This window comes from Citrobacter sp. ANG330, from assembly GCF_047467925.1.
Taxonomy (GTDB): Bacteria; Pseudomonadota; Gammaproteobacteria; order Enterobacterales; family Enterobacteriaceae; genus Citrobacter_A; species Citrobacter_A amalonaticus_G.
Genome location: NZ_JASJUI010000005.1, coordinates 167,072 through 180,445, shown reverse-complemented (window position 1 = coordinate 180,445; position 13,374 = coordinate 167,072). Strand labels below are relative to the sequence as shown.

Genomic DNA, 13,374 nt, shown 5'->3' with positions numbered 1-13,374 from the left:
CTCTTTATCTTTTAAAATGATTATTAATCATCGTGTTAGGTTTGTGTTTGTCGGGTTTTTCACCGTTTGGCGTTCAATATTGGTGATCTGCCAGACAATATTGAAAATATTTCTTTTTGCCCCCGAATTTCAATATTGGTGAGGTGCTTAACAATATTGAAAGTTGCGAATATCAGTGTGTGACATTTTCAATATTGGTGATTATGGTTTTATTTCCGAATTAAAGAGCGTGATATCTGTATTTAACACCGCCGATATAAATACGTTTCCTTCATGATATCTGGAGATGCAATGAAGATAATTACTTGCTACAAGTGCGTACCTGATGAACAGGATATTGTTGTCAATCACGCAGATGGTTCATTAGATTTCAGCAAAGCAGATGGCAAAATCAGCCAGTACGATCTGAATGCGATTGAAGCGGCCTGCCAACTGAAACAGCAGGCCAGCGACGCGCAGGTGATCGCCCTGAGTGTGGGCGGCAAGGCGTTAACCAACGCGAAAGGCCGTAAGGATGTCCTTTCCCGCGGCCCGGACGAACTGGTGGTGGTCATTGACGACCAGTTTGAGCAGGCACTGCCACAGCAAACCGCAGCGGCGCTGGCCGCTGCCGCGCAAAAGTCGGGCTTTGACCTGATTCTCTGCGGCGATGGCTCCTCCGATCTCTACGCCCAGCAGGTCAGCCTGCTGGTGGGCGAAACGCTGAGCATTCCGGCCATCAATGGCGTGAGCAAAATCCTCTCCCTGACGGAAACCATGCTGACCGTTGAACGTGAACTGGAAGATGAAATTGAAACGCTGAGCATTCCGCTTCCGGCGGTCGTGGCCGTTTCCACCGATATTAACTCCCCACAAATTCCATCGATGAAAGCCATTCTGGGTGCGGCGAAAAAACCGGTTCAGGTCTGGTCGGCGGCGGACATTGGCTTTAGCGCCGGGGACGCCTGGTCCACGCAAACGGTGGCCGCACCGAAACAACGTGAGCGCCAGCGCATTGTGATTGAAGGCGATGGTGAAGAACAGATCGCTGCGTTTGCCGATAGTCTGCGCAAAATCATTAATTAAGAAGGGGATGTTATGAGCAAGTTTTCCAGCGTCTGGGTATTCAGCGATACCGCGTCTCGCCTGCCGGAACTGATGAGCGGCGCGCAGATTTTAGGTGAAAAAATTAACGCGTTTGTGCAAAGCGCCGATGAGGCTACTGCGGCCATTCAGTTGGGCGCACATCACGTCTGGCAACTGAGCGGCAAGCCAGACGATCGCATGGTGGAAGATTATGCGGACGTGATGGCACAGACCGTTCGTCAACAGGGCGATTCTGGCCTGTTACTGTTGCCCAACACCCGTCGCGGCAAACTGCTGGCGGCAAAACTGGGCTATCGCCTTGCGGCGGTGGTGTCTAATGATGCCAGCGCTGTGACGCAGCACGATGGCCGGGCGACGGTCAAACACATGGTATATGGCGGTCTGGCGATGGGTGAAGAGACGCTCTCCACGCCGTTAGCGGTACTGACGCTTAGCAGCGGCACCTTTGAGGCGCAACAGCCGGATGCGACCCGCAGCGGCGAAACGCACAGCGTAGCCTGGCAGGCGCCGGGAATTACCGTTACGCGCACCGCCACGCAGCCCCGTCAGAGTAACAGCGTCGATCTCGACAAAGCCCGGCTGGTGGTCAGCGTGGGGCGCGGTATCGGCAGCAAAGAGAACATCTCACTGGCGCAGGCGCTGTGTCAGGCCATTGGCGCAGAGCTGGCCTGCTCGCGTCCGGTCGCCGAAAACGAGAAATGGATGGAGCATGAGCGCTATGTCGGGATCTCGAATCTGATGCTCAAGCCGGAACTGTACCTGGCGGTGGGGATCTCCGGGCAGATCCAGCACATGGTAGGGGCAAACGGCGCGCAGACTATTTTTGCCATCAACAAAGACAAAAATGCGCCGATTTTTCAGTACGCGGATTACGGCATTGTCGGCGATGCGCTGAAGATCCTGCCCGCGCTGACGACCGCACTGGCACGCTAACCCATTCAGGCAGGGAGTACGTATGTCCGAAGATATCTTTGATGCCATCATCGTGGGCGCGGGGCTTGCCGGTTCCGTCGCGGCCCTGGTGCTCGCCCGTGAAGGGGCCCAGGTGTTGGTTATCGAGCGCGGAAATTCCGCTGGCGCGAAGAATGTCACCGGTGGGCGCATTTACGCCCACAGTCTGGAGCGCATTCTTCCAGGCTTTGCTGAGCAGGCCCCTGTTGAGCGAGTCATTATCCATGAAAAGCTCGCCTTTATGACCGATAACGGGGCGATGACCGTGGACTATCTTAACGGCGAAAAGGCCGGCCCGTCGCAGGTTTCTTACTCGGTTTTACGCAGTAAATTTGACGCCTGGTTGATGGAGCAGGCGGAAGAGGCCGGCGCGCAGTTGATCACCGGGATCCGCGTGGATAACGTCGTGCAGCGCGATGGCAAAGTCGTTGGCGTAGAAGCGGATGGCGACATCATTGAATCAAAAGTGGTGATCCTCGCCGATGGCGTCAACTCCCTGCTGGCGGAAAAACTGGGGATGGCAAAACGCGTTGAGGCCGCACACGTGGCGGTCGGCGTGAAAGAGCTGATCGAACTGCCGAAGTCGGTGATTGAAGATCGCTTCCAGCTGCAGGGCAACGAAGGGGCGGCCTGTCTGTTTGCCGGATCGCCCACGGATGGCCTGATGGGCGGTGGCTTCCTCTATACCAACGAAAACACCCTGTCTTTGGGGCTGGTGTGCGGACTTCATCATCTGAAAGAAGCGAAAAAATCAGTCCCGCAAATGCTGGAAGATTTCAAACAGCATCCGGCCGTTGCGCCGCTGATCGCCGGCGGCAAGCTGATGGAGTACGCGGCGCACGTGGTGCCGGAAGCGGGGATGAACATGCAGCCAGAACTGGTGGGCGACGGTGTGTTGATTGCCGGTGATGCGGCAGGCATGTGTATGAACCTCGGCTTTACGATCCGCGGGATGGATCTCGCGGTGGCGGCAGGTGAAGCGGCGGCGAAGACGGTGCTCTCAGCCATGCAAAGCAACGACTTTAGCCGTCAGGGACTGGCGGCATATCGTCAACATCTCGACAACGGTCCGATGCGCGATATGCGTATGTACCAGCGGCTGCCCGCCTTCCTTGATAACCCACGCATGTTTACTCGCTATCCGGAAATGGTCGTCGGTATTGCACGCGATCTCTTTACCGTCGACGGCAGTGCGCCGGTGCCGATGCGTAAGACGATCCTGCGCCATGCGAAGAAGGTCGGATTCATCAACCTGATGAAGGATGGCATTAAAGGAGTGACCGTATTATGACTTCTCCCGTCAACGTGGACGTCAAACTGGGCGTCAACAAATTCAATGTCGATGAAGAGCATCCGCACATCATCATGAAAACCGCGCCGGACAAACAGGTGCTGGAAGTGTTGATCAAAGCCTGTCCGGCCGGGTTATACAAAAAGCAGGATGACGGCAGCGTGCGCTTTGATTATGCCGGTTGCCTGGAGTGCGGCACCTGTCGGATTCTCGGACTTGATACGGCGCTGGAAAAATGGGAGTACCCGCGCGGCACTTTCGGCGTGGAGTTTCGCTACGGTTAATGAGCACAGGTAGACGCTCCACTGCCGGATGGCGGCGAAAACGCCTTATCCGGCCTACAGGAGATAAGTAGGCCTGATAAGCGCAGCGCCATCAGGCAGTGAGAGTACCGATGCCGGATGGCGGCGAAAACGCCCTATCAGGCCTACAGGAGATAAGTAGGCCTGATAAGCGAAGCGCCATCAGGCAATGAGAGTACCGATGCCGGATGGCGGCGAAAACGCCCTATCCGGCCTGTAGGGATAAGTAGGCCTGATAATCGCAGCGCCATCAGGCAATGAGAGTACCGATGCCGGATGGCGGCGAAAACGCCCTATCCGGCCAGTGGGGTTAAGTAGGCCTGATAAGCGCAGCGCCATCAGGCAGTTAAGCACTAATGCCGAATGTCGGCAAACAGGACATTGCCATGCAACAGCCCAGGAACTTTGATGATATTCAGTTCTCCTCGATTCACCGCAGGATCATGCTGTGGGGAAGCGGCGGGCCGTTTCTGGACGGCTATGTGCTGGTGATGATTGGCGTTGCGCTGGAACAACTCACTCCAGCGCTGAAACTGGATGCTGAGTGGATTGGCCTGCTGGGCGCGGGGACGCTGGCAGGGCTGTTTGTTGGCACCTCTTTGTTTGGTTATATCTCGGATAAAGTGGGACGGCGCAAAATGTTTCTCATCGATATCATCGCCATTGGGGTGATATCGGTGGCCACCATGTTTATCTCATCCCCGGTTGAACTGCTGGTGATGCGGGTGCTGATTGGCGTGGTGATTGGTGCGGATTATCCCATTGCCACCTCGATGATTACCGAGTTTTCCAGCACCCGTCAACGCGCTTTCTCAATAAGCTTTATTGCGGCGATGTGGTACGTCGGCGCGACCTGTGCCGATCTGGTTGGTTACTGGCTCTATGACGTTGAGGGCGGCTGGCGCTGGATGCTGGGCAGCGCGGCGATCCCTTGCCTGTTGATCCTGATCGGCCGCTTCGATCTGCCCGAATCTCCACGCTGGCTGTTGCGCAAAGGGCGGGTCAAAGAGTGTGAAGCGATGATGATCAAGCTGTTCGGCGAGCCGGTGGCATTCGATGAAGACACGGCGCAGGAGACACGCTTTCTGCAGTTGTTTAATCGTCGCCACTTCCCGTTTGTGCTGTTTGTTGCCGCGATCTGGACCTGTCAGGTGATCCCGATGTTTGCCATTTACACCTTTGGTCCGCAGATTGTCGGTCTGCTGGGACTGGGGGCCGGGAAGAGCGCGGCGCTGGGAAATGTGGTGATCAGCCTGTTCTTTATGCTGGGCTGTATCCCGCCGATGTTCTGGCTGAACAGCGCGGGGCGGAGGCCGCTGCTGATTGGCAGCTTCGTGATGATGACGCTGGCGCTGGCGGTGCTGGGGCTGATCCCGGAAATGGGCATCTGGCTGGTGGTGACGGCATTTGCGGTGTACGCCTTTTTCTCTGGCGGACCGGGGAATTTGCAATGGCTTTATCCCAATGAACTGTTCCCAACCGACATCCGCGCCTCCGCAGTGGGGGTCATCATGTCGTTGAGTCGTGTCGGTACCATTCTCTCCACCTGGGCGTTGCCTATTTTCATCACTAAATATGGCATTAGTCAGGTGATGTTGATGGGGGCGGGGATCTCGTTGGTCGGGCTGTTGGTCTCCATCGCCTTCGCGCCAGAAACGCGCGGCCTGACGCTTGCCCAGACCAGTACGATGACAATTCGCAGGAAACCGTTGTGTTAAGGTGAGTCTTCAGAGTGTTCTGTATTTACCCTCAACCTCAGTCAGTGCGTCTACAGTTAATGGGTATATCACTGAAAATGACTGAAAAGCAGGGAGAACACCATGCAAAAGAAACTTTTAATCGCGTCCATTTTTGCCGCAGCAACTGTCTTCACCCTTGCCGGCTGCTCTTCGAATCAGGCTGTGCGTACGACTGATGGCCGCACCATTGTTACCGACGGTAAACCGCAGGTGGACGATGACACGGGCCTGGTTTCCTATAAAAACGCAGAAACGGGCCAGACGGAGCAAATCAACCGCGATCAGGTGAAAAACATGAGCGAACTGGATAACTAGTTCAGTTTTCTCCATTCATCTGCTCAATAATATTCACTATTAGCCTGTTGGATTACTGACTACACTCTCTTATAAAACAGAGCGGTAAAACAACAGGCTAAACATGATCCTCATTATTTATGCGCATCCTTATCCGCAGCATTCGCATGCGAATAAACGGATGCTTGAGCAGGCAAGGACGCTGGAAGGCGTTGAAGTTCGTTCGCTCTATGAACTCTATCCTGATTTCAATATCGATATTGCTGCGGAACAAGAGGCGCTTTCTCGCGCTGATCTGATTGTCTGGCAGCATCCCATGCAATGGTACAGCGTTCCCCCCTTACTCAAACTGTGGATGGATAAAGTGCTATCCCACGGCTGGGCTTATGGTCACGGCGGGACCGCGCTGCGCGGTAAACCGCTGATGTGGGCGGTTACCACCGGCGGTGGCGATAATCACTTCAATATTGGCTCGCATCCGGGTTTCGACGTACTCTCACAACCCCTCCAGGCGACAGCGATCTACTGCGGGCTCAACTGGCTTGCGCCGTTTGCTATGCATTGTACGTTTATCTGTGACGACGAAACGCTGCAGGCGCAGGCGCGTCATTATAAGCAACGACTGATGGAATGGCAGGAGGCGCACAATGGATAGCCATACGCTGATACAGGCGCTGATTTATCTTGGTTCAGCGGCGCTGATCGTGCCGATTGCCGTCCGGTTGGGCTTAGGCTCGGTGCTGGGTTATCTCATCGCCGGGTGCATTATTGGCCCCTGGGGATTGCGGCTGGTGACGGACGCCGAGTCCATTTTGCATTTTGCGGAAATCGGCGTGGTACTGATGCTGTTTGTCATTGGTCTTGAGCTCGATCCTCAGCGCTTATGGAAACTGCGCGCCTCGGTGTTTGGTGGCGGCGCGCTACAGATGGTGGTTTGCGGCGGCCTGATTGGCCTGTTTTGTATGTTCCTCGGCCTGCGCTGGCAGGTGGCGGAGCTGATCGGTATGACGCTGGCGCTCTCCTCCACGGCAATTGCCATGCAGGCGATGAATGAGCGCAACCTGACCGTGTCGCAGATGGGACGCAGCGCCTTTGCCGTGCTGCTGTTCCAGGACATCGCGGCGATTCCGCTGGTGGCGATGATTCCGTTACTGGCGACCAGCGGGGCGTCAACCACGCTTGGGGCATTCGCGTTGTCGGCGCTGAAGGTCGCCGGCGCGCTGGTGCTGGTGGTCGTGCTGGGGCGCTATGTCACCCGCCCGGCGCTGCGTTTCGTTGCACGTTCAGGTCTGCGAGAAGTGTTCAGCGCCGTGGCGCTGTTTCTGGTCTTCGGCTTCGGACTGCTGCTTGAAGAAGTGGGGCTGTCGATGGCGATGGGGGCGTTCCTCGCCGGCGTATTGCTGGCAAGCTCTGAGTACCGTCACGCGCTGGAAAGCGACATTGAGCCGTTTAAGGGATTGTTGCTGGGGTTGTTCTTTATCGGCGTCGGCATGTCTGTCGATTTTGGGACGCTTATCGATAATCCGCTGCGTATCGTCATTCTTCTGGTTGGCTTCCTGGTAATTAAAATCGGGATGCTGTGGCTGATTGCCCGTCCTTTGCAGGTACCCAATAAACAGCGTCGCTGGTTTGCAGTTCTGCTGGGGCAGGGCAGTGAGTTCGCGTTCGTGGTCTTTGGCGCGGCGCAGATGGCGAACGTGCTCGATCCACAATGGGCGAAGGCGCTGACGCTGGCGGTGGCGCTGTCGATGGCCGCGACGCCGATTTTCCTGGTCATCCTCACGCGAATGGAGAAATCAGCCTCCGGTGAAGAGCGGGAAGCCGATGAGATTGATGAAGAGCAGCCGCGGGTGATTATTGCCGGGTTTGGGCGCTTCGGGCAGATCACTGGCCGCTTACTGCTCTCCAGCGGTGTGAAAATGGTCGTTCTCGATCACGATCCGGACCACATCGAGACGCTGCGTAAATTTGGCATGAAGGTGTTCTACGGTGATGCGACGCGGATGGATCTGCTGGAGTCCGCCGGCGCGGCGAAAGCGGAAGTGCTGATCAACGCCATCGACGATCCACAAACCAGCCTGGAGCTGACGGAGATGGTAAAAGAGCATTTCCCGAACCTGCAAATCATTGCCCGGGCACGTGATGTCGATCATTACATTCGTTTGCGCCAGGCGGGGGTGGATCAGCCGGAACGTGAAACGTTTGAAGGCGCGCTTAAAACCGGGCGTCTGGCGCTGGAAAGCCTCGGGCTGGGACGTTATGAAGCGCGGGAGCGCGCGGACCTGTTCCGTCGCTTTAATACGCAAATGGTAGAAGAGATGGCGAAAGGTGAGGATGATGCCACCTCCCGGGCGGCAGTCTATAAACGGACCAGCGCGATGCTGAGTGAAATCATCACCGAGGACCGCGAGCATCTGTCGTTAATTCAGCGTCATGGCTGGCAGGGAACTGAAGAAGGTAAACACACGGGAGACGTTGCCGATGAGCCAGCAGTTAAACCGTCAACCTGAGTCAAAATTGTGATGTACTGCAAACTTTACTGTTAACCGATTGTTTTTGAAATACTGTAATGCCGGGAGTCCACCGCGAAGTCGTGGACTCGCCAGCAGAACGGAAAATTTTCGTGCTCTTCTTCTGTTCGTTAGTCGACGAAAGATTGCACTTTCCGTATAGTGGCGACAATTTTTTTTGCTTCCGGGAAATATTCAATGATCAGTCTGATTGCTGCGTTAGCAGTAGATCGCGTTATTGGCATGGAAAACGCCATGCCGTGGAATCTGCCAGCCGATCTCGCCTGGTTTAAACGTAATACGTTAAATAAACCTGTCGTTATGGGACGCCATACCTGGGAATCCATCGGCCGACCATTGCCAGGACGTAAAAATATTGTCATCAGCAGCCAGCCGGGTACTGACGATCGCGTGCAGTGGGTGAAATCGGTTGATGAAGCGATTGCGGCCTGCGGCGACGCGCCAGAAATTATGGTGATTGGCGGTGGTCGCGTATACGAGCAGTTCCTGCCCAAAGCGCAAAAACTGTATCTGACGCACATCGACGCAGAAGTGGAAGGGGATACGCATTTCCCGGACTACGAGCCGGATGACTGGGAATCAGTGTTCAGCGAGTTTCACGACGCCGACGGGCAGAACTCACACAGCTATTGCTTCGAGATTCTGGAACGCCGCTAAGCGATGAGTGCCTGATGGTGACGCTTAGCGTCTTATCCGGCCTACAACCCTTTCGTAGGCCTGATAAGCGCAGCGCCATCAGGCGAAAAAACGACATAAATGTAGAATGGAGCTGTGAATGTTTTCTCCGGTCTACAAACCCATCTCGTAGACCTGATAAGCGTAGCGCTATCAGGCAAAACAGATCAGGCGTTAACGGCTTCGCCTTCATTCAGATCCATCTGCCGGTTTGACGGCTGCACAAAGTACTGCTTATCTTCCCAGCGCAGGCAGGTTAAATTCCCTCCCCAGCAGCAACCGGTATCCAGCGCATAGATTCCCTCCGGCGTTCCTTTTCCTTCCAGAGACGCCCAGTGACCAAACGCAATACTGTAGGCTTCGCTGACCGGTCCGGGAATAGCAAACCACGGTTTTAAGGGGGCCGGGGCATCTTCCGGTGACTCTTTGCTGTACATATCCAGTTGCCCGTTCGGGAAGCAGTAACGCATCCGGGTAAAGGCATTAGTGATAAAGCGCAGGCGTGCCAGCCCGCTCAATTCTGGCGTCCAGTTATTTGGCATGTCGCCATACATGGCATCAAGAAAGAAGGGGTATGAGTCGCTCGACAGCACCGCTTCGACATCGCGCGCGCACTCTTTGGCGGTCTGTAAATCCCACTGCGGCGTGATACCCGCATGTGCCATCACCAGTTTCTTCTCTTCATCTATCTGCAACAGCGGTTGACGGCGCAACCAGTTGAGCAGTTCATCCGCGTCCGGTGCTTCCAGCAATGGGGTCAAACGGTCTTTTGGTTTATTGCGACTGATACCGGCAAACACCGCCAGCAGATGCAGATCGTGATTGCCCAGCACCAGGCGCACGCAGTCGCCGAGTGATTTCACATAACGCAGCACGTCCAGTGAACCGGGACCACGGGCAACCAGGTCACCCGTCAGCCACAGCGTATCGCTTTCAGAGGTAAAATTGACTTGTTGTAGCAATGCGATCAGTTCGTCGTAGCAACCGTGAACGTCGCCAATAAGGTATGTTGCCATAGCTATTGTTTTAGTGAATGAGAGTAGGGACGGCGAGTCGGAAAACGGGAATGTCGATGGTAAAGGCGACGCCATTCTCATCGATCATTTCGTAGTGACCCTGCATGGTGCCCAGCGGCGTTTCGATAACGGCGCCGCTGGTATACTGGTACTCTTCGCCAGGATCAATGTGTGGCTGAACGCCGACCACGCCTTCTCCCTGGACTTCAGTTTCTCTGCCATGACCGTTGGTTATCAACCAATAGCGACCCAGTAGCTGTACGGGCGCTCGCCCCAGATTGCGGATGGTTACGGTGTAGGCAAAAACGTAACGTTCATCATCAGGTGAAGATTGCGCCTCAATGTAGACGCTTTGAACCTGAATACACACTCGGGGCGAATTGATCATGCTTAACTCTCCTTCGATGGCGCGTTTTCTGACAGATAGTTCGCCATCCGGCAGTACTGCGCGACAGAGATATTTTCCGCTCGCATTGTCGGGTCTACACCCAGTTCCGTCAGTACCTCAACGCTGAACAGGTTGCTGAGGCTGTTACGAATCGTTTTACGACGCTGGTTAAACGCTTCTGTGGTGATACGGCTTAACACGCGAACATCTTTCACCGGATATGGCATCGTTTTATGCGGCACCAGGCGTACAACGGCGGAATCCACTTTGGGCGGTGGTGTGAAGGCAGTCGGCGGTACTTCAAGCACCGGGATCACGTTGCAATAATATTGCGCCATCACACTTAATCGACCATACGCCTTACTGTTTGGTCCTGCAACCAGACGATTCACCACCTCTTTTTGCAACATAAAGTGCATATCGGCAATGGCATCAGTATAGCTAAACAGGTGGAACATCAGCGGCGTAGAGATGTTATAAGGCAGGTTACCGAACACGCGCAGCGGTTGACCCATCTTTTCAGACAATTCGCCGAAATTCATGGTCATGGCGTCCTGCTGATAAATAGTCAGCTTCGGCCCCAGGAAGGGATGCGTTTGCAGACGTGCGGCCAGATCGCGGTCCAGTTCAATCACTGTCAGCGCATCCAGACGTTCGCCAACCGGCTCCGTCAACGCGGCCAGACCAGGGCCGATTTCGACCATCGCCTGACCCTTTTGCGGGTTGATGGCGGAGACAATACTGTCGATCACAAACTGATCGTTGAGGAAGTTTTGCCCGAAGCGTTTACGGGCTAAGTGGCCCTGATGGACTCGATTATTCATTGGGTATTAACAATCATTTTGATGGCGAGATTAAGCGCCGTAATAAAACTGCCGACATCAGCTTCGCCCCGACCCGCCAGTTCAAGCGCGGTGCCGTGATCAACTGAGGTACGAATAAAGGGCAGGCCCAGCGTAATATTCACGCCCCGACCAAATCCCTGGTATTTTAGCACGGGGAGACCCTGATCGTGGTACATCGCCAGCACCGCATCCGCATGTTGCAGATATTTGGCCTGAAACAGCGTGTCGGCGGGTAATGGACCTGTCAATTTCATCCCTTGCGCGCGTAGCGTGTCGAGCACCGGAACGATCGTGTCGATCTCCTCGCTGCCCATATGCCCCCCTTCACCGGCATGTGGATTCAGACCACAGACCAGCACGTGCGGATCGCCCACGCCAAATTTGGTGCGCAGATCGTGATGCAAAATGCCAATCACTTCGTGCAGCAGCGCTGGCGTAATGGCATCGGCGACGTCACGCAGCGGCAGGTGGGTCGTCGCCAGTGCGACGCGTAACTCCTCCGTCGCCAGCATCATCACCACTTTTTTCGCCTGCGAGCGCTCTTCAAAAAACTCGGTATGACCGGTGAAAGGCACGCCTGCGTCGTTGATAACGCCCTTATGCACTGGACCCGTAATCAGCGCCGCAAATTCACCCTCGATACAACCGTCACAGGCCCGGGCCAGCGTCTGCACCACATACTCGCCATTCTCCACGGCCAATTGCCCAGCAACGACAGGCGCACGAAGCGAGACCGGTAACAGCGTAAGCGTGCCGGCAGTCTGCGGTTTAGCAGGACTTTGTGGGGAATAAGGGCGTAACGTGAGGGGAAGACCGAGCATTGCCGCCCGGTCAGCCAATACTGTGGCATCGGCGCAGACCACCAGTTCAACCGGCCAGTCGCGCTGGGCAAGTTGAACGACGAGATCCGGACCAATCCCGGCGGGCTCGCCGGGAGTGATCACTACGCGTTGAGCAACCGTCATTAATTGCTCAGGATTTTAACGTAAGCGCTGGCGCGTTGTTCCTGCATCCAGGTTGCTGCTTCTTCTGAGAACTTCCGGTTCATCAGCATACGGTAAGCGCGATCTTTCTGCGCGGCGTCGGTTTTATCGACGTTACGCGTATCCAGCAGTTCGATCAGGTGCCAACCGAAAGAGGAGTGCACCGGTGCGCTCATCTGGCCTTTGTTCATGCGGGTTAACGCATCACGGAATGCCGGATCGAAAATGTCCGCAGCCGCCCAGCCCAGATCGCCGCCCTGGTTAGCAGAGCCCGGATCCTGAGAGAACTCTTTTGCTGCCGCGGCAAAGGTGGTTTTACCGCTCTTGATATCTGCCGCGATCTGCTCAAGCTTCAGACGCGCCTGCTGATCGGTCATGATCGGTGACGGCTTCAGCAAAATATGGCGAGCATGGACTTCAGTGACAGAGATGCTCTGAGTCTGGCCGCGCATATCGTTCACTTTCAGAATATGGAAGCCGACACCGGAACGAATCGGACCAACGATGTCGCCTTTCTTCGCGGTGCTCAGCGCCTGGGCAAAAATGCCCGGCAGTTCCTGAATACGACCCCAACCCATCTGGCCGCCTTTCAGCGCCTGCTGGTCAGCAGAGTAGGTGATCGCCAGCTTACCGAAGTCGCTGCCATTACGGGCTTGATCAACAACGGAACGTGCCTGGGATTCAGCTTCGTTCACCTGATCAGATGTTGGGTTTTCCGGCAGGGGGATCAGGATATGGCTCAGATTCAGCTCCGTGCTGGCATCATTTTGATTGCCAACCTGCTGCGCCAGCGCATCCACTTCCTGCGGCAGGATCGTCACGCGGCGGCGCACTTCGTTGTTACGCACTTCAGAGATGGTCATCTCTTTGCGGATCTGGTTACGATAGGTTGAGTAGTTCAGTCCATCGTAAGCCAGACGGCTGCGCATCTGGTCCAGCGTCATGTTGTTCTGTTTGGCGATGTTGGCAATTGCCTGATCAAGCTGTTCGTCAGAGATTTTTACGCCCATCTTCTGACCCATTTGCAGGACAATCTGATCCATGATCAGACGTTCCAGGATCTGATGACGCAGCGTAGCGTCGTCCGGAAGCTGTTGACCCGCCTGGTTAGCGTTCAGTTTGACAGACTGCATCAGGCCATCAACGTCGCTTTCCAGTACCACACCGTTATTTACGACGGCTGCGACTTTATCGACTACCTGCGGGGCAGCGAAACTGGTATTCGCGATCATGGCGATACCGAGAAGCAGCGTTTTCCAGTTCTTCATACTTT

Annotated in this window: 14 protein-coding genes and 1 pseudogene; 9 read left to right on the top strand and 6 right to left on the bottom strand. The window is 55.3% G+C overall.

All coding sequences use genetic code 11. From position 1 onward, the window contains the following. Positions 1–291 precede the first annotated feature (291 nt). The 4 genes from QNN88_RS13580 to fixX are packed head-to-tail and all read left to right on the top strand — an operon-like array spanning position 292 to position 3,612. Positions 292–1,065 carry an electron transfer flavoprotein FixA gene (locus QNN88_RS13580; RefSeq protein ID WP_414240685.1) on the top strand — a complete coding sequence of 258 codons (774 nt, stop codon included), beginning with the start codon at positions 292–294 and terminating at the stop codon, positions 1,063–1,065. A gap of 12 nt (positions 1,066–1,077) precedes the next feature. After that, a complete protein-coding gene (locus QNN88_RS13575) occupies positions 1,078–2,019 on the top strand; it encodes an electron transfer flavoprotein subunit alpha/FixB family protein (protein WP_414240684.1) in 942 nt (313 codons plus the stop codon). 22 nt (positions 2,020–2,041) lie between these two features. Then, positions 2,042–3,328: an FAD-dependent oxidoreductase gene (locus QNN88_RS13570; RefSeq protein ID WP_414240683.1), complete on the top strand. Its 1,287-nt coding sequence runs from the start codon at positions 2,042–2,044 to the stop codon at positions 3,326–3,328. Then, positions 3,325–3,612, top strand: a complete 288-nt coding sequence (gene fixX, locus QNN88_RS13565; protein WP_042997977.1) for a ferredoxin-like protein FixX — start codon at positions 3,325–3,327, stop codon at positions 3,610–3,612. Before QNN88_RS13570 ends, fixX begins: the two co-directional genes overlap by 4 nt. A gap of 23 nt (positions 3,613–3,635) precedes the next feature. On the opposite strand, the pseudogene QNN88_RS13560 reads toward fixX, so the two are convergent. Continuing rightward, a pseudogene (locus QNN88_RS13560) lies at positions 3,636–3,744 on the bottom strand (hypothetical protein); the annotation flags it as partial. A gap of 272 nt (positions 3,745–4,016) precedes the next feature. On the opposite strand from QNN88_RS13560, the gene QNN88_RS13555 reads away from it, so the two are divergent. The 5 genes from QNN88_RS13555 (at position 4,017) to folA (ending at position 8,851) form a co-directional block, all read left to right on the top strand. After that, the gene (locus QNN88_RS13555; RefSeq protein WP_414240682.1) at positions 4,017–5,348 is read left to right on the top strand and encodes an MFS transporter; all 1,332 of its coding nucleotides are present in this window, start codon (positions 4,017–4,019) and stop codon (positions 5,346–5,348) included. Positions 5,349–5,450: 102 nt separating this feature from the next. Then, positions 5,451–5,684, top strand: coding sequence for a YgdI/YgdR family lipoprotein (locus QNN88_RS13550; RefSeq protein WP_061076391.1), 234 nt, complete (start codon positions 5,451–5,453; stop codon positions 5,682–5,684). A 103-nt stretch (positions 5,685–5,787) separates the two neighbouring features. Continuing rightward, positions 5,788–6,318, top strand: coding sequence for a glutathione-regulated potassium-efflux system oxidoreductase KefF (kefF, locus tag QNN88_RS13545; RefSeq protein ID WP_414240681.1), 531 nt, complete (start codon positions 5,788–5,790; stop codon positions 6,316–6,318). After that, complete coding sequence (gene kefC / locus QNN88_RS13540; protein ID WP_414240680.1) at positions 6,311–8,173, top strand: glutathione-regulated potassium-efflux system protein KefC; 1,863 nt, start codon at positions 6,311–6,313, stop codon at positions 8,171–8,173. The genes kefF and kefC overlap by 8 nt, the downstream gene beginning before the upstream one ends. Before the next feature lie 198 nt (positions 8,174–8,371). Next, the gene (gene folA, locus QNN88_RS13535) at positions 8,372–8,851 is read left to right on the top strand and encodes a type 3 dihydrofolate reductase (protein WP_042323929.1); all 480 of its coding nucleotides are present in this window, start codon (positions 8,372–8,374) and stop codon (positions 8,849–8,851) included. Between the two features lie 185 nt (positions 8,852–9,036). Here the strand turns inward: folA and apaH are convergent, their stop codons facing one another. The 5 genes from apaH to surA are packed head-to-tail and all read right to left on the bottom strand — an operon-like array spanning position 9,037 to position 13,369. Further along, complete coding sequence (gene apaH / locus QNN88_RS13530) at positions 9,037–9,885, bottom strand: bis(5'-nucleosyl)-tetraphosphatase (symmetrical) ApaH (protein WP_414240679.1); 849 nt, start codon at positions 9,883–9,885, stop codon at positions 9,037–9,039. A gap of 10 nt (positions 9,886–9,895) precedes the next feature. Continuing rightward, positions 9,896–10,273 (bottom strand): Co2+/Mg2+ efflux protein ApaG, encoded by a 378-nt coding sequence (gene apaG, locus QNN88_RS13525; RefSeq protein WP_414240678.1) that lies wholly within the window; start codon positions 10,271–10,273, stop codon positions 9,896–9,898. A 2-nt stretch (positions 10,274–10,275) separates the two neighbouring features. Then, the gene (gene rsmA / locus QNN88_RS13520) at positions 10,276–11,097 is read right to left on the bottom strand and encodes a 16S rRNA (adenine(1518)-N(6)/adenine(1519)-N(6))-dimethyltransferase RsmA (protein WP_414240677.1); all 822 of its coding nucleotides are present in this window, start codon (positions 11,095–11,097) and stop codon (positions 10,276–10,278) included. After that, positions 11,094–12,083 carry a 4-hydroxythreonine-4-phosphate dehydrogenase PdxA gene (gene pdxA / locus QNN88_RS13515; RefSeq protein ID WP_414240676.1) on the bottom strand — a complete coding sequence of 330 codons (990 nt, stop codon included), beginning with the start codon at positions 12,081–12,083 and terminating at the stop codon, positions 11,094–11,096. Before pdxA ends, rsmA begins: the two co-directional genes overlap by 4 nt. Further along, positions 12,083–13,369: a peptidylprolyl isomerase SurA gene (gene surA, locus QNN88_RS13510; protein ID WP_414240675.1), complete on the bottom strand. Its 1,287-nt coding sequence runs from the start codon at positions 13,367–13,369 to the stop codon at positions 12,083–12,085. Before surA ends, pdxA begins: the two co-directional genes overlap by 1 nt. Positions 13,370–13,374: the final 5 nt, after the last annotated feature.

Bases quoted from the DNA above. Each gene is read 5' to 3' on its own strand.
- QNN88_RS13580 (WP_414240685.1), top strand. From the start codon at position 292: ATGAAGATAATTACTTGCTACAAGTGCGTACCTGATGAACAGGATATT.
- QNN88_RS13575 (WP_414240684.1), top strand. From the start codon at position 1,078: ATGAGCAAGTTTTCCAGCGTCTGGGTATTCAGCGATACCGCGTCTCGC.
- QNN88_RS13570 (WP_414240683.1), top strand. From the start codon at position 2,042: ATGTCCGAAGATATCTTTGATGCCATCATCGTGGGCGCGGGGCTTGCC.
- fixX (WP_042997977.1), top strand. From the start codon at position 3,325: ATGACTTCTCCCGTCAACGTGGACGTCAAACTGGGCGTCAACAAATTC.
- QNN88_RS13555 (WP_414240682.1), top strand. From the start codon at position 4,017: ATGCAACAGCCCAGGAACTTTGATGATATTCAGTTCTCCTCGATTCAC.
- QNN88_RS13550 (WP_061076391.1), top strand. From the start codon at position 5,451: ATGCAAAAGAAACTTTTAATCGCGTCCATTTTTGCCGCAGCAACTGTC.
- kefF (WP_414240681.1), top strand. From the start codon at position 5,788: ATGATCCTCATTATTTATGCGCATCCTTATCCGCAGCATTCGCATGCG.
- kefC (WP_414240680.1), top strand. From the start codon at position 6,311: ATGGATAGCCATACGCTGATACAGGCGCTGATTTATCTTGGTTCAGCG.
- folA (WP_042323929.1), top strand. From the start codon at position 8,372: ATGATCAGTCTGATTGCTGCGTTAGCAGTAGATCGCGTTATTGGCATG.
- apaH (WP_414240679.1), bottom strand. From the start codon at position 9,885: ATGGCAACATACCTTATTGGCGACGTTCACGGTTGCTACGACGAACTG.
- apaG (WP_414240678.1), bottom strand. From the start codon at position 10,273: ATGATCAATTCGCCCCGAGTGTGTATTCAGGTTCAAAGCGTCTACATT.
- rsmA (WP_414240677.1), bottom strand. From the start codon at position 11,097: ATGAATAATCGAGTCCATCAGGGCCACTTAGCCCGTAAACGCTTCGGG.
- pdxA (WP_414240676.1), bottom strand. From the start codon at position 12,083: ATGACGGTTGCTCAACGCGTAGTGATCACTCCCGGCGAGCCCGCCGGG.
- surA (WP_414240675.1), bottom strand. From the start codon at position 13,369: ATGAAGAACTGGAAAACGCTGCTTCTCGGTATCGCCATGATCGCGAAT.